The organism is Lentzea kristufekii (assembly GCF_033949925.1).
Lineage (GTDB): Bacteria > Actinomycetota > Actinomycetes > Mycobacteriales > Pseudonocardiaceae > Lentzea > Lentzea kristufekii.
Genome location: NZ_JAXAVV010000052.1, coordinates 1 through 14,121 on the forward strand (window position 1 = coordinate 1; position 14,121 = coordinate 14,121).

14 protein-coding genes, 1 tRNA gene and 1 pseudogene are annotated in these 14,121 nt (G+C 65.7%); 9 read left to right on the plus strand and 7 right to left on the minus strand.

The window, feature by feature from the left end; translation table 11 throughout:
• Window positions 1-51 precede the first annotated feature (51 nt).
• Window positions 52-1,002, minus strand: coding sequence for a GNAT family N-acetyltransferase (locus SK571_RS45435; protein WP_319990311.1), 951 nt, complete (start codon window positions 1,000-1,002; stop codon window positions 52-54).
• Between the two features lie 93 nt (window positions 1,003-1,095).
• On the opposite strand from SK571_RS45435, the gene SK571_RS45440 reads away from it, so the two are divergent.
• The 3 genes and pseudogenes from SK571_RS45440 to SK571_RS45450 all read left to right on the plus strand — a co-directional run bounded on the left by SK571_RS45440 (window position 1,096) and on the right by SK571_RS45450 (window position 3,055).
• Window positions 1,096-1,473 (plus strand): hypothetical protein, encoded by a 378-nt coding sequence (locus tag SK571_RS45440; protein WP_319990312.1) that lies wholly within the window; start codon window positions 1,096-1,098, stop codon window positions 1,471-1,473.
• Window positions 1,474-2,406: 933 nt separating this feature from the next.
• Window positions 2,407-2,757 (plus strand): annotated as a pseudogene (locus tag SK571_RS45445) (transglycosylase SLT domain-containing protein); the annotation flags it as partial.
• Window positions 2,758-2,905: 148 nt separating this feature from the next.
• A complete protein-coding gene (locus SK571_RS45450; RefSeq protein ID WP_157512956.1) occupies window positions 2,906-3,055 on the plus strand; it encodes a hypothetical protein in 150 nt (49 codons plus the stop codon).
• A 57-nt stretch (window positions 3,056-3,112) separates the two neighbouring features.
• Here SK571_RS45450 and SK571_RS45455 read toward each other — a convergent pair whose 3' ends face one another.
• Together SK571_RS45455 and SK571_RS45460 are read right to left on the minus strand one after the other, a co-directional pair.
• Window positions 3,113-5,653 carry a glycoside hydrolase family 2 protein gene (locus SK571_RS45455; RefSeq protein ID WP_319990313.1) on the minus strand — a complete coding sequence of 847 codons (2,541 nt, stop codon included), beginning with the start codon at window positions 5,651-5,653 and terminating at the stop codon, window positions 3,113-3,115.
• Complete coding sequence (locus tag SK571_RS45460) at window positions 5,650-6,594, minus strand: LysR family transcriptional regulator (RefSeq protein ID WP_319990314.1); 945 nt, start codon at window positions 6,592-6,594, stop codon at window positions 5,650-5,652. Before SK571_RS45460 ends, SK571_RS45455 begins: the two co-directional genes overlap by 4 nt.
• 311 nt (window positions 6,595-6,905) lie before the next feature.
• Here SK571_RS45460 and SK571_RS45465 point away from each other — a divergent pair, with 311 nt between their 5' ends.
• Genes SK571_RS45465 through htpX form a run of 4 tightly spaced genes read left to right on the plus strand, consistent with a single transcriptional unit; the run spans window position 6,906 to window position 9,179 of the window.
• Complete coding sequence (locus tag SK571_RS45465) at window positions 6,906-7,316, plus strand: NADH-quinone oxidoreductase subunit B (protein ID WP_319990315.1); 411 nt, start codon at window positions 6,906-6,908, stop codon at window positions 7,314-7,316.
• Window positions 7,313-7,843, plus strand: coding sequence for an NADH-quinone oxidoreductase subunit C (locus SK571_RS45470; protein WP_319990316.1), 531 nt, complete (start codon window positions 7,313-7,315; stop codon window positions 7,841-7,843). Before SK571_RS45465 ends, SK571_RS45470 begins: the two co-directional genes overlap by 4 nt.
• A complete protein-coding gene (locus SK571_RS45475; RefSeq protein WP_030478251.1) occupies window positions 7,840-8,292 on the plus strand; it encodes a 4Fe-4S binding protein in 453 nt (150 codons plus the stop codon). Before SK571_RS45470 ends, SK571_RS45475 begins: the two co-directional genes overlap by 4 nt.
• A gap of 17 nt (window positions 8,293-8,309) precedes the next feature.
• Window positions 8,310-9,179 carry a zinc metalloprotease HtpX gene (gene htpX, locus SK571_RS45480; RefSeq protein WP_319990317.1) on the plus strand — a complete coding sequence of 290 codons (870 nt, stop codon included), beginning with the start codon at window positions 8,310-8,312 and terminating at the stop codon, window positions 9,177-9,179.
• On the opposite strand, the gene rfbA is transcribed toward htpX, so the two are convergent.
• Window positions 9,176-10,048, minus strand: a complete 873-nt coding sequence (gene rfbA / locus SK571_RS45485; protein ID WP_319990318.1) for a glucose-1-phosphate thymidylyltransferase RfbA — start codon at window positions 10,046-10,048, stop codon at window positions 9,176-9,178. The two genes, htpX and rfbA, sit on opposite strands and share 4 nt — an antisense overlap.
• Window positions 10,045-10,536, minus strand: coding sequence for a YajQ family cyclic di-GMP-binding protein (locus SK571_RS45490; RefSeq protein WP_319990319.1), 492 nt, complete (start codon window positions 10,534-10,536; stop codon window positions 10,045-10,047). Before SK571_RS45490 ends, rfbA begins: the two co-directional genes overlap by 4 nt.
• Window positions 10,537-10,655: 119 nt before the next feature.
• Here SK571_RS45490 and SK571_RS45495 point away from each other — a divergent pair.
• Window positions 10,656-10,736 (plus strand) — tRNA-Tyr (locus SK571_RS45495).
• Between the two features lie 496 nt (window positions 10,737-11,232).
• Window positions 11,233-12,024 carry a hypothetical protein gene (locus tag SK571_RS45500; protein ID WP_319990320.1) on the plus strand — a complete coding sequence of 264 codons (792 nt, stop codon included), beginning with the start codon at window positions 11,233-11,235 and terminating at the stop codon, window positions 12,022-12,024.
• Between the two features lie 179 nt (window positions 12,025-12,203).
• Here the strand turns inward: SK571_RS45500 and SK571_RS45505 are convergent, their stop codons facing one another.
• Together SK571_RS45505 and SK571_RS45510 are read right to left on the minus strand one after the other, a co-directional pair.
• Complete coding sequence (locus tag SK571_RS45505; protein ID WP_319990321.1) at window positions 12,204-13,634, minus strand: integrase; 1,431 nt, start codon at window positions 13,632-13,634, stop codon at window positions 12,204-12,206.
• Window positions 13,631-13,816 (minus strand): helix-turn-helix transcriptional regulator, encoded by a 186-nt coding sequence (locus SK571_RS45510; protein WP_189160103.1) that lies wholly within the window; start codon window positions 13,814-13,816, stop codon window positions 13,631-13,633. The genes SK571_RS45505 and SK571_RS45510 overlap by 4 nt, the downstream gene beginning before the upstream one ends.
• Between the last annotated feature and the right edge of the window lie 305 nt (window positions 13,817-14,121).

The window sequence follows — 14,121 nt, forward strand, 5'->3', positions numbered from 1 at the left end:
CTCACCAGGCTTCCAGGTGTGATCGATGAACGGCCGCCGTCCACCTGACGCTCAGCCCTCCAGTTCCCACCGCACGAAGCGCATCGTCGAGGTGAAACCGGCCCGCTCGAAGATGCCGAACGCCCCGGTGGAGTTCTCCGAGTCCACGCTCAGCAGCGCGCGGTCATACCCCTGCTCGGCGGCCGCCCGAAGCGCATGGCCGAGCAGAGCCCTCGCAACGCCACGGTTCCGATAGCCGGGCAACGTTCCGATGACCATGAAGTGCGCGTCACGAACACCGGTGGCCTCGGTGTCGGCCTCCCAGTTCATCGTCACCAGAAGACCTGCCGCCACCCCGTCGGCGTCGCGCAGCAGGAAGCTGACGGAGGGCCGGAACGTCTGGTTGGTCACCTTGTTCTTCCACAGCTCCGCCGGCATCGGCGTCGAGCCCCAGTTCTCGCGGTACGCCTCGTTGCGCACGCGCCGGAACTCCTCGTCCGTCGCCTCCGACCACGGCTCGATCCGCGGATCTTCGGACGGCCCGACGTCGAGGAGCGCGTGCTCCATGCGCTGGAAGTAGCGGACCGGAGTGAATCCGGCAGTTCCAAGGAGCTCGGGCAGGCCCGAGATGTGCTCGGCCTTGTGGACGTTGATCGCGAGCCGAAGCGCCGGGTGGTGCAGTGCGTGCAGGACGCGTGCCGACTCGATGCCTGCCCGCACCAGCCGGGTGCCGATGCCCTGACGGCGGTACGAAGGGTGGACGCCGCCGTCGAGGGAGACGCGGTGGACCTCCGCGGCGGTCGGCCGGTACTGGATCTTCATGTAGCCGACCATGAGATCGCCGTCGAACGCCGCGAGACTGCCTCGTTCGAGGTCTGCGCACGGGTCGATCAGCTCGGTGAGGGTGTCCTCCGCCGTGTAGTTCTCGCCGATCTTGTCGACGGCCTCGATGGCGTTGAGGAGGTCGGCTGACGGCTGGGCGTCGTCTTGGGTGAGTGGGCGCCACGTGAGGCGTTCGATCATGCGCCGAACTTATTCAGGCCCGAGCAGGCTGTCGCGTCAGTTGCCACGCGGGCAGGAGACGTCGCACCTCGTGGCCGCAGTAACTTCGGTGGAGTGCCCAACATCCTCGCGATCGGCTTCGATCCCCACACCATCCCCGGCTTCGACCCCGCGCCGGTCGCCGCCGGCATCGAGCAGGCCAGCAGGGCGTTCGCCGAGCTGGGCCTGACCGAGGACCTCTTCCTCGTCGACTTCGCGGAACTGGACGGCCGCGCCCAGGCCAAGCTCGTCGAGAAGCTCGAGTCCAGGCAGTACGACTGCGTCCTGATCGGTGGCGGCATCCGCAAGGGACCCGGTCTCCTGGAGCTCTTCCAGCTCGTCGTCAACGAAGTGCACTGGCGTCAGCCTCAAGCCGCGATCGCGTTCAACGAGAGCCCCGGGGACAGCCCGGACTGGGTTCTCAAGGCGCTCGAGCAGAAGCGCAACCGTTAACCCACAACATCGGGTGAACCGGACGAGCAGCTTCTCCGTACCCCTCGTCAGACCCAGAAAAACGCTGTCCAGCGATCAAGTCCCCGCAGGTCAGCACCCCGTACCCCAATACCACTACCAAGCGTGACGGCATCACTCGATCGCGTGGTCGTGGACGTAACCCATAACGAGAGCCGGACTAGCAGCGAACTAACAGACAGCTCCGCCAGTTCGTCAGGAGGCAACGATGAACTTACGCAGGACTCACGCGGCTAGTTGACTGTCTGTCAGCAGCGGATAGCCCGAATCATCGGAAACGTGACGAGAGTCACCCAACGGGCGCTCAAGCTTGCCTGCGCTCGTGACGCGAGGTTACGTTCTCGCCCGCCGATAACGGTTTGGTCACCGGCAGGACACAGGACCCGTAGTACCCCGGGGTCCGAAGTCCGGCTCGGAATCCCCCGCCGAGACAGCCCGGTGGCCAAGCTCCCCGACGCAGGAGGCTCCCCCTTGGCCCGGCACAGCAAGGCCGATGGCCGAACCGTGTACACGGTCGTGCCCAGACAAGAAGTCAAGCCCGGCGCTCACCGCGTCGAGGACGACAAGGTTCCGCTTGCCCACCGTGTGAGCGCGATCGTCGTCGCCGCAGGTGTCGCCGCCGGCACCGCGGCCATCGCCAACGCCGCCACCAGCGGCCCTTCGACCGAACTCGCCGCGGGTGCGGCCGAGCTGGGTGCTCTTCCCGACCAGCAGGCCAAGACCATCCAGACGGTTCACGACGTGAACCCCGGCAGCCAGGTCGGCCGTCTCCTGCAGTTCCAGCAGATGTACGCGCAGCAGACGTTCGAGCAGGCCAAGAAGGTCGCCGCGGACGCGCACGCTCAGCGCGAGGCGGCCGCCAAGGCCGAGGCCGAGCGTCAGATCGAGATGCGCAAGCCCGCCAAGCAGCGCGAGGTCGAGGGCTGGATCAAGGAAGCCATCAAGATCCTGCAGGCCAACGGCACCAACATCGACAACGGCTCCGTCGACGAGATCTACACGATCATCATGAAGGAGTCGAACGGCAACCCCAACGCCGTCAACAACTGGGACTCCAACGCGATGCGCGGCACGCCGTCCAAGGGCCTGATGCAGTGCATCGACCCGACGTTCCGCGCGTACAAGCTGGCCGGTTACGACAACATCCTCGCGCCGGTCGACAACATCATCGCGGGCGTCCGCTACACCTACGCGCGCTATGGCGGCTTCCACAACCACCCGGGTCTGGTCTCCATGAACCTCGGCGGCGGGTACCGGGGGTACTAAAGGAGCGGAATACGCCGTGTCGGGGTGCGGGAAACCTATCGGCGGACGATGCTGTCAAACAGGTTCACCCACAAGCATGGCGGCCCTAGCGGGCACACGCCCGGTAGTGCTCCCATCGAACGCGATCCCCGAACGCAGGGAGTGGCCGATGAACGAGCAACAGGCACGCGACGACGAGCTGGAGAAGATCCGCTCGGAGGCGACGAGTTGGCTGGCCAAGATGGCCAAGGCCCAACATCGTCCCAACGTCGAGCAACGCAGGCCTGAGCACGACGCCATGACACCCGCGAAGAAGTAGGCAGGAAACGACAGAAGCGCCCCGGTCACGGCCGGGGCGCTTCTGTTTTGCCCGAGGTCAGCCGGCTCGCACGACCGGAGCCGCCCCGCCCAGCAGCTCCTGCCGGTACGACGCCGTGACCTGCAGCGTTTCGCCCGGCCAGAGCGTCACGTAGTTGTCGCTCCACAACGCCGGCGCGACCTCCGGGCCACCTTCGCCCCGGTGGAGACTCACCCGGACGAAGAACGCCACGGTGGAACTGGTGTTCGTGAGGGTGACGTCCGTTCGCCCGTCCGAGACCGCCGACGACACGGACACCTGACCACGCGGTAGCGACGCCAGGCCCTTCAGATCCGCGTACGAGGTCTGCGGCATGTGGTACCAGGTCGAGTTGCCGATGTCGGCCACGTCCGGCGTGGGGGAGAGCCAGTACACGTTGCGGTCGACGACGGTCCCCGACGCGTCACGCAGCAGCAGGCGCACCAGATACGTGGCAGATGCCCCCAACGCCACCTTGCCGACCGCACCGGGCCCCGAGACGGGCACGGTCGTGTCCGAGTGCACGGTGCCGTCGAGCTCGAACACGGTCGTCTGCGCGCTCATGCCCTCAACGGCGCCCAGCACCCACACCGAGCCGTCGTCGTAGGAGTACTGCACGTGCACCGGCTTGAGACCGGTGCGTGCGCCGAAGTACCCACCGGTGGGCGTCATCGAGTGGTCGTACAGGTGCCAGTAGAGCTCGGGCCGGGCGTTGTTGAGCAGCCAGTAGATGTCGCCGGTCGACGGATTCGACGCACGCAGTCCGTTGCGCCCGTGCGCCTCGAATTGCGCGCGGTTCACCTCGTAGTTCATCAGCTGTGCTTTGCGCACGAAGTCTTCCAACGACGTGGGCGCGCCATAACGCGTGGCGAGGGCGTGCCAGAAGTCGCCGAGGTGGTCGAACCACGGCGACCACGACAGGTGGTACTGCACCGAGTCCGGATCACGCCACAGCGCGTCGAGCTCGGCGTCGGTCATGAACGACTTCAGCGCCGCCAGTTCGGGGATCGCCGCGCCCGGTCCGTTCTCGCCCTCGAACCCGAACGCTCCGCCGCCGACGTCGCCGTAGAAGTAGGCCGGCGGCACCCACCAGTACGGGCCCGCCCCCTTGTGCCCCGACGGGCCCAGCTTCTCGGCCGCCCACGGCCCGATCGACGCGAGCAACGGCAGGGACCAGTCGGTCGACGCGAACGCGTCCAGGTACATCTGCTCGACGGCCGGCGGCGGCGCGGTATCGCTGCCGAGGTAGAAGCTGAGGACCGACGGGTGGTTCTGCAGCCGGAAGCCCTCCGTCACCGCGGACGCGCGCGCCACCGCGAAGTCGGCTTCGCTCCACTTCTCGTAGTGCTGCCACTTCGTGCAGCACTCCCAGCCGGGCATCAGCACGATGCCCATGCGGTCGGCCAGCTCGTAGAACTCGTCCTGCTCCAGCTTGCCCTCGAGCCGCAGCGTGTTCAGGCCGAGGTCGCGGACGTACGAGAGCTCGTCCTGCACGCGTTGGCGGTCGTCGCGCAGGAACAGGTCGGGCGTCCAGCCGGCGCCGCGCACCTGGAACGGTCTGCCGTTGATCTCGAACGCCTGCGCGCCGTCCGAGTTCAGGAACGAGCGGATGTGCTTGATGCCGAAGCTGCTGGAGGTCCGGTCGGACGAGCGGCCGCCGACGAAAGCCTCAAGCTCCAAGCGGTACAACGGCTGGTCGCCCATCGAGTACGGCCACCACACACGTGGGCGTGCCATGTGCTGTTTGGTTTCCACGGTCGCGGAGCCCTTCGCGGGAATCTTCAAGGTCTCCTCGAACGGCCCGTCCGCCGACCCTCGCACCACAACGTCGACGTCGGACGACGTGTGGTTGATGAGTTCGGCCTTGATCGTCAGGTCGGCGGTCTCCAACGACGGCACGGCCAACGACGTGACCACGCGCGCGTTGTGCAACGAGACGGGACCTGTGCGCACGAGCTGCACGTCGCGCCACACGCCCATGCTGTTGTCCGGCGGAGGCTGGCTCCAGTCGAGGAAGTCGAGCGTGAACTGCTCGTAGCTGTCGGCCCGGAAGACCTTGATGGCCAGCGCGTTCGTGCCCGCGTGCAGCGGGATCTCGAAGTCGTGCGCGGGGTACGCCCCGGCGACGTCGTCCGGACCGGCGATCTTGGCTCCGTTGAGCCAGATCTCCGCGCTCGGGATGATGCCGCCGGGCAGCCGCAGGAACGTGTGCGCGCCGTCGCCGGGGGTGGCGGTGAACGTCCTGCGGTACCACCACGGCACCGTGAAGTGGCCCGCGTTGACCTTGTCGCGCATGTTCGTCGAGTAGTGGACGTCCGGGTAGCGCCCGGCCGCCAGGAGTCCGCCCAGGACGGTGGAGCGGCGCGGCACGGTCGTCCAGTCGCGGTCGTCGTAGTCCGGCCGGGACACCAGGTCGCCGTCCACCGGCACGTCCGAGGACGAGCGCAGGCGCCAGTCGGGGAACGTCGTCACCCCGCCGGTACCGGCCGGCGCCGCGAAACCCGGTGACGACGGCCTGGTCGCCGTCGCGGAGATGCAGCTCGCCAGCAGCACCAGCACGACCAGCGCCAGGCGTTTCACAGGGGCGGAGCCTCCCGTTCGAACGCGGCCCACAGGAGCTTCAGCGGGTGGTCCGCCGGATGCTTCGCCAGCGCGTCGGTCCGCGCGAACACGCCCACGAGCCGTTCCAGCGAATCGTCGACGAGCTGCACCACGCGCAGACCGCTTCCCTCGCGCAGCTCGTTGTTCGCCGCCACCACCCCGAGGCCGGACGTCACGATCATCGCGCCCTTGACCAGGTTGGAGCGGAGCAGGGAGATGCCGTACTGGATCTCGTCGATCTCCGCGGCGATGTCGAGACCCTGCCGGTAGTCGGGGCCGAACCAGCCGCGCAGGAACTCGGCGATCAGCCCGGCACCCGGCACGACCAGCGGTACCGACCGCAACGCGGGCACGCGCACGCGGTCCCCGACGACCGTCTCCGGCAGGTTCGTCAACAGGGCGAGGCCGCCCCGCCGCCACTGGATCACCTCGAACTCGGGGCGCTCCCAGCCCTGGCCGGCCCGCGTCACGACGCTGCCGCAGACGACGTCGACCTCCTGCGTCTCCAGCTTCGTCCAGATGTCCTTGGTGCGGATGTGCACGACCTTGAGGTCCACGTCGCGCTCGCGGAACTCGTCCGCCACGTGGTGCCAGGCCTTCGCGAGCGTGTCCAGCATGTATCGCGTCGTGCCGACGGTGACGGTCGTGCCGAGCTTGCGGCGGCACTCGTGAATTCCGTCCAGCCACTCCGCGAGCGTCTCCCGCGCCAATTCGACGAGTGACTCACCAGTCGGCGTGAACAGCACGTCTTTTCCCCGGCCCTGCTTCACCACGAGCGCTTCGCCGCACAGTTCCAGGAAGTTCCTGTTCAACGTGTCGAGCTGCTTCTGCACGCTCGACTGCTCGCGTCCCAACGCCCGCGCCGCGCGTAGGGCCGAACGGGTCTCGTGCACCGTGAGAAGGGTCCTGAGCTGGTCCATCGTGGTATCCAGTAGTGCACCGGGCATGTTCAGCAAACGGTGCAGCGAGGTGCTGGTGGGGAGCACCAACCGGGACGAGCCGGACATCGGGGCCTCTCTTGTGTTCTGTCGATCAGTTGAACTGAACTTGACCGCATTTCGCCGACAAATTATCTGAAGATCCTGTTGGCAAATCCCTGGACACTTATCTCGCGGTGTACAAAACTATCTGCGGCGACCACGCGTGGGAGCCGATTCCGGGGGGAATCATTGGGGGGTGGGGGTCCGCCAGGCGTGAGCCGGCGGGCCCCCAAGTATTACCCTCGCCAGTTGTGACGGCTTCCGCTCGCCTGGAATGGGGCACCACCTACCAGGTCACCGTGCTCGAACTCGGACTCGCCTGCTGTGGGGTCGAAGTGATGGCAGCTCTCGACCGCCTTCCCGACCTCGGTGTCACGCCGGTCGACGGCGCGGGCGAGGCGCACGTTCTCGTTGTCTCCGGCACGGTCACGGACGTCATGTTGCCCGCTGTCCTCCGCAGTTACGAGGCCATGCCCGAACCCCGCTACGTGATCTCCGTGGGCGCCTGCAGCAACACCGGCGGTCCGTACTGGGATTCCTACAGCGTCACCAAGGGAATCGACCAGGCCCTGCCGGTCCACGTCGCCGTTCCCGGTTGCCCGCCGCGGCCCGAAGCGCTGCTCGAAGGCCTGAAGGCACTGCACGAGCTGGTGAACGCGTGACGACCCCCAAGACCGCCTTCGGTCAGACCGTCCACCACGTGGAGCTCGCCTGCTGGCTCGCCACGGCCACGGCCCACCACGCCGACGGCTGCGTGATGTTCGACTGGCTCGGCGTCGAGGACGCGGGCCGGCCAGGTGCCGCGGGCCAGCGCCACGCGGTGTTCCTGCACGTCATCAACCCGCAGACACGCGAGGGCGTGATGCTGCGGACCGAGATCACCGAAGCCGACGCGCTGCCGAGCGTCGCGCACCTCTGGAAGGGCGCGCAGTGGCACGAGCGCGAAGCCGCGGAGATGTTCGGCGTCACGGTCGGCGGCGAGCCTGAACACCTGCTGCTCCCGGACAGCTTCCAGGGCCACCCGCTGCGCAAGGACTTCGTGCTGGCTTCCCGCGTCGTGCGCCCCTGGCCGGGCGCGCTGGAGCCCGGCGAGGACAACACGAGCGCCCCGAGCCGCCGCCGCACCGCACCACCTGGCGTTCCGGACCCGTCCTGGGGCCCGCGCCGTGAAGAGGAGAGCACGTCGTGACGAACCTTCCACCGCGCACGAGGGGCGTCATCGCGCTGCTGGAGGCCAACTGCACGGTCTGCATGATCTGCGCGCGCGAGTGTCCTGACTGGTGCATCCACATCACGTCGCACACCGAGGTCGAACAGCAGCCCGGCAGCGCCCGCCCGCGCAGCCGCAACGTGCTCGACCGGTTCGCGATCGACTACGGCCAGTGTCTCTACTGCGGCATCTGCGTCGAGGTCTGCCCGTTCGACGCCCTGCACTGGGCGCCGGAGTTCGGCTATCCGGGAACGGGTTCGATCGACGGCGAGGGTGCTGTCGCGGAGCTCGTCCACGAACGGGACGTGCTGTCCACCTGGGTCGAGAAGGTGCCGCCACCGCCTCCGCTCGACCCGGCCGCGGAGGCCGCGCCCGAAACGGCCACCGGAACCGGACGGCGGCCTGGTTCGTTGAGGGGTAGGACGTAAAACCCGGAGGCGAAACCGTGCACAAGCACTTCAACGGGTTGAAGACGGCCGTGCTGCTCGGCGGGATGAGCGCGCTGATCGTGCTGGTCAGCAGCCTGTTCGGCCGGACGGCACTGGTCATCGGCCTGGTGTTGGCCTTGGGCGTGAACGCCTACGCGTACTTCAACTCGGACAAGATCGCGTTGCGCGCGATGCGGGCGGTGCCCGTGTCGCAAGTGGAGCAACCAGTGCTCTACGCCATCGTGCGTGAGCTGTCGCAGAAGGCGCGCCAGCCCATGCCCAGGCTCTTCCTGAGCCCGACGATCGCGCCGAACGCGTTCGCCACGGGCCGCAACCCGCGCAACGCGGCCGTGTGCTGCACCACGGGCATCCTCGACCTGCTCGACGAACGCGAGCTGCGCGCCGTGATCGGCCACGAGCTCGCGCACGTCTACAACCGCGACATCCTGATCAGCTGCGTGGCCGGCGCGCTGGCCGGCGTGATCACGATGCTGGCCAACCTGGCCCTGTTCGCCGGGATCTTCGGCGGCGGCGACTCCGACGACGACGGCCCCGGCCCGCTCGGCCTGCTGCTGATCGCACTGCTCGGCCCGATCGCCGCGACCGTCGTGCGCCTGGCCGTGAGCCGCTCGCGCGAGTTCCAGGCCGACCAGTCGGGCTCCGAGCTCACCGGCGACCCGCTGGCGCTGGCCTCGGCGCTGCGCAAGATCGAGCTGGGGACGCGGGCGGCGCCGCTCGCACCGGAGCCGGAGGTGGTGTCGCAGAGCCACCTGATGATCGCGAACCCGTTCCGTTCGGGAGAACAGCTCACGAAGTGGTTCTCGACCCACCCGCCGATCGCCGACCGCATCCGCAGGCTCGAGGAGATGGCGCGCAGGGCCGGTTAACGCCCTGCCTTCGCCACGGCCATGAGGTACTCGCCGTACCCGGACTTGCCGAGCTTCTCGCCGAGCGCGTAGCACTCCTGCGCGGAGATGAAGCCCATGCGCAGCGCGATCTCCTCAGGACACGCGATGCGCACGCCGGTCCGGTGCTCCAGCACCTGCACGAACTGCCCGGCCTCGAGCAGCGAGTCGTGCGTGCCGGTGTCGAGCCATGCGAACCCGCGGCTCAGGTCCACGAGCTGCGCCCGACCCTCGCGCAGGTAGGCGAGGTTGACGTCGGTGATCTCCAGCTCACCACGCGGCGACGGCTTGAGCTGCCGCGCGATGTCGACCACACCGTTGTCGTAGAAGTAGAGCCCGGTGATGGCCCGGTTCGACTTCGGCTTCGCGGGCTTCTCCTCGATGGACAACAGCTTGCCCGTCGCGTCGACCTCACCCACGCCGTACCGCTCGGGGTCCTTCACCTGGTAGCCGAACAGCACACAGCCGTCCAAAGAGGACGCGTGGTGCTGCAGCGTGGTGGAGAAACCCTGGCCGTAGAAGATGTTGTCGCCCAGCACCAGCGCCACGTCGTCGTCACCGACGAAGTCCGCGCCGATGAGGAACGCCTCCGCGAGCCCGTTCGGCGCGGCCTGCTCCGCGTAGGAGAAGGCCATGCCCCACTGGGACCCGTCACCGAGCAACCGCCGGAACAGCGGTAAGTCGGTCGGCGTGGAAATGATCAACACCTCGCGAATGCCGGCCAGCATCAGCACCGACAGCGGGTAGTAGATCATCGGCTTGTCGTACACCGGCAGCAGCTGCTTGGAGACGGCCTGCGTGATCGGGTGCAGGCGCGACCCACTGCCACCGGCGAGGACGATGCCCTTCACCGGTAGTTGGTGAACTGGAGGGCGATGCCGAAGTCAGAGCTCTTCAGCAGTGCGATCACGTCCTGCAGGTGGTCCTTCTTCTTGCCGGACACCCGCAGCTGGTCGCCCTGGATCTGCGCCTGAACACCCTTGGGCGCCTCGTCGCGGATCTTCTTGGCGATCTCCTTGGCCTTCTCGGACGTGATGCCCTGCACGAGGTTTCCCGTGACCTTGAACACCTTTCCGGAGATCGCAGGCTCACCCACCTCGAACGCCTTCATCGAGATGTTGCGCTTGACCAGCTTCTCCTGGAAGACGTCGATCGCCGCCTTGCAGCGCTCCTCGGTCTCGGAGGTGAAGGTGATCGCCTCCTCGCCGGCCCAGGCCACTGTGGTGTTGGTCCCGCGGAAGTCGAAGCGGGTACTCAGCTCCTTCGAGGCCTGGTTGAGCGCGTTGTCGACCTCCTGCCGGTCCACCTTGCTCACCACGTCGAACGACGGGTCCGCCACGACTTCACTCCTCAACGATCTCGGGATCACAGCCAGCGTCGATGCTACTGGGGGACCCCGATTTGGGGCCTCCCGAAGGGGTTATGTATTGTTCTGCCCGCACCGTTACGGCGGTGTGGGGCGGGTTGCCCGAGCGGCCAATGGGAGCGGACTGTAAATCCGTCGCGAAAGCTACAGAGGTTCGAATCCTCTACCCGCCACAGCAGTACTGAAGGCCCTGTGACCAGGAAGTTCTGGTCGCAGGGCCTTCGTCGTGCTGTCCGGCTGCGTACGGCTCGATCCGGCCGGTTGCTGGTGTCTGTGCCGAATACGTGCCGAAGTTCGGCACAGGTGAGTTCGGCACAGAGGTGATGGAGGGCTACTGTGCCGCTGTCGCCGACGATCCCGACAGGCGCAGCCGCACGCGGCGAACCGAAGGGGCAGGCTGAAGGTGGCCTGTGCTGCGCCGTTGAGTGACAGGCGGGTTGCCGTCAAGGGCAGGTGATGGCCCTAGACGCCAGAGCCTTACGTCAACGTCTTGAATCTGGCTGGTGTTAGACCTGCTCATCCGAACGCGGACGATCTCGTCATGCTTAAGCTACCTCTGGTGCTGAACGTTGACCGTCGTGCTTAGAATGTCCGATGCTGTCAGGTCGGATTCAGGTTGCTGCGGACTCTTGGTACTCCTCGGGGACTTTCTGGGCAATTCTTGCGGTCGTGGTGGCGGTTATCGCCATCGTGGTAGGGGCATGGGCCGCGTTTCGATCGGCCAATCCGCGTCGCGCCCTATACATCGCTGAGCGTTCGGCTGTGGCATTGCTGCGGTCTACCCGAGGCTTGGACGATCACGAAATTGAGGTTCGTCGCCAGGGCCGAGTGCTCAACGAACCGCACGTGGTCACAGTCGATGTGGCCAGCCGAGGAGCTCGTGATATCCCTCGATCTGCGTTCGATGGGCAGCCTTTGAAGTTGGACTTTGGAGTTCCTGTAGTCGCGCTGCTGGACCAGAGGTCTGATGCTGACCGACCTGCAGTGCCTTCGCCGAAGGTTGTAGTGACCCAAACTGGGCTTGAGATTGGCCCGGCTCTCCTGACTCGCAACCACCTGCTGACATACACCCTGTTGGTCGAAGGTCCTCCCTACTTCCAGTTCTTTGGAGAACTTGCCGACGTCAATATCTACGACAGGCCGGTCAGGCGTATTTCGGCTATTTTGCCATTGGGAACTGTAGTGTTGAGTGCGCTCATTTTGGGAATCTTCTCCAGTTTCATTTCCAGTTTCAACTGGTTGACCTATGTTGTGTCGGCCATGGTCCTTTTGGCTAGCGCGGCTGCAGCCTGGATTGCTTTCAGTAGTCAGCGCGATGCGGGCCGTCAGGTTGATCAGGTTCGACGGCAGGTCGACCATGCTCGTTATCAGCAGGATCTAGCGGAGGAAGCAAGTGTCCGAATTCAGCGGGCACTTATGATGTCGGACCTTTTGCGGGAGGATAAGTCGAGGGAAATCTGATTCACGCGATGCTCGATAAATTGGCCGATCGGGTCTTCTGGATGGCGTCGAAGATTTTCATTCCGTGAAAACTTTTGGTAAAACCATGAACTGCGTGAGTGGCCTCTGATTGTGCGGCGAGGCTGCGCCGGATGACTAGCGGCAGCCTGCGTCGAAATTCGCCAAGGTTGTGGTCACGGTCACGCTGCTATGAACGCCAATGCTGACCAGCCTAGACCTTCCTGCACGCTCTTAAGAGCTTCTCGTTCGCCTCCATCAATGCACTTCGCATATTCGCGCAGCAGCACTGCGAGACTGTGCCCCGCCCAATCGGCGACCCGCTTGGGCTCCTTCACGAGGTTCAGCCAGAACGTCACACAGGCATGCCGCAGGTCATACGGGCGCTTCGCCAATGGGCCGGCCTCGACCTCCGCTGTGAACGCGATCCTGCGAGCGAGATTCCAAGCTCGCCCATAGGTAGAGCTGCCAATGCGCCCACCGCGCTCAGCGACAAACAGCAGTCCGCGCGGCCCAATGCCGAACATCTCAATGTGCTCATATAGGTAGAGGGCCAATTCCGGGCACATCGGCACCGGCCGGCCAAAGCCCTTGTGCCGGTGCTTGAGTTCGCGCTCCTCGTGTCGCTTGCCGCTGTCCGTCCACTCGCTACCTACCTCAGGGGCTGCCCCCTCAAGATCGATCACGCCCCACTCGTGGACCTCCCATCGCTGCGCCTCCTCGTTCCACACCCTCGGCGGGAGTCGGAGGTGGTAAAGCCTGAGATTGGAAGCCTCTTCAGGTCGGAGTGCCGCAAAGAACATCAGCGCGAAGAACGCCACCAACTTGGCACCCGTGCGGCCGATGCCGGCCACCTCCCGCAGCACAGTGCGGAACTGGATCGGGTTCGCCACACAACGACGATCAACCTCCTTGGCGACCGCCTTGTGCTTCTTGACCTTCACCTCCTTCCAGGGGTTCTCGGACAACACGTCGATCTCGTTGGCGTAGGCCAAGATGTTGCCGAACGTCGTCCGCCGGAGCCGGATCGTGTCGTAGGCAGCACGTTGCCCGTCGAGCTTCCGTTCGAACGCGCCAACCACCTTCCGCAGGAAATCAGCGTTCAAGAGGTCAGACACTTGACGTGTGTTCTGCGACAACCACACGAGCGCCGTCGCCACATCACTTGGGTGCTCTTGGCCGCGACGCTCCTTGTTGCAGTGAATGCGGATCGCGCGGCGTAGTACTTTGTGTCGGGGACGGCCGCGGTCGGTAGCGATCAACGCCTCGGTGATCGGCGCGAGCGCATCCGCAATGGACTTCCGATGAGTCGGTGCTGCCTCATCCCACTTCATGTCCACGAACTTCGCGACAAGGTCGAACCACGACATGGTCGACAAGTCCGCGGTCTCCTCCCGGAGCTTCGACAGCGGGCTACCTGTCTCAACGCAGAACGCCTCACCCTTGCGTGACGCGATGACAAGTTCCGAGCGAAAGCTGTCCGCCAGAGCAGCGGTCTTGAACTTCTCCTTGAACTTCTTCTTACCGACGGCCCAACGAACCCAGTACGTCGTGGTTCGCGTGCCCTTGTAGACATCAGTGGTGTAGACCCGGACGTCAAAGCTCGTCTTCATGCCGCCACCCCACAGCCGTTGAACCAGTCGTCCACGTCGCTCCGGTCGAAACGCAGTTGTCCGTTCGGCAACCGCGAGAACTTCGGTGCCGTTTGCTTGGCAATCCACTCGTAGAGCGTCGAGCGGGAAATCTTGAACTCCTTGCAGAACTCGGCAACCGTGAGCAGTTCACGTCGGCGCATGACCACGCCACCTCCGCGTGTTGGTTGGAACGTTGAGCAACGGCAGATGACGAGCCCGCACAGATCTGGGCGTGCGGCACTGCCTTGGGTTTGGCGATGTCCGTAGTGGCGTAACTGCCGCAAGAGCCGTAAGCCGCCTGGTCGCAGGCGTGCAGGGGTGTAAGCGGCTTACGTTCCGATGCGTAAGCCGCTGCTGTTTCACCTGCCTCGGCTTACGTTGCGAGACGTAAGCCGCTTACACCCTGGCGATGCTGTGACCAGGCGACTTACGGCACTTACTGGCCTTACGCCTGGGCGGAAGGCAC

Bases quoted from the DNA above. Each gene is read 5' to 3' on its own strand.
- SK571_RS45435 (WP_319990311.1), bottom strand. From the start codon at position 1,002: ATGATCGAACGCCTCACGTGGCGCCCACTCACCCAAGACGACGCCCAG.
- SK571_RS45450 (WP_157512956.1), top strand. From the start codon at position 2,906: ATGAACGAGCAACAGGCACGCGACGACGAGCTGGAGAAGATCCGCTCG.
- SK571_RS45460 (WP_319990314.1), bottom strand. From the start codon at position 6,594: ATGGACCAGCTCAGGACCCTTCTCACGGTGCACGAGACCCGTTCGGCC.
- SK571_RS45505 (WP_319990321.1), bottom strand. From the start codon at position 13,634: ATGAAGACGAGCTTTGACGTCCGGGTCTACACCACTGATGTCTACAAG.
- SK571_RS45510 (WP_189160103.1), bottom strand. From the start codon at position 13,816: ATGCGCCGACGTGAACTGCTCACGGTTGCCGAGTTCTGCAAGGAGTTC.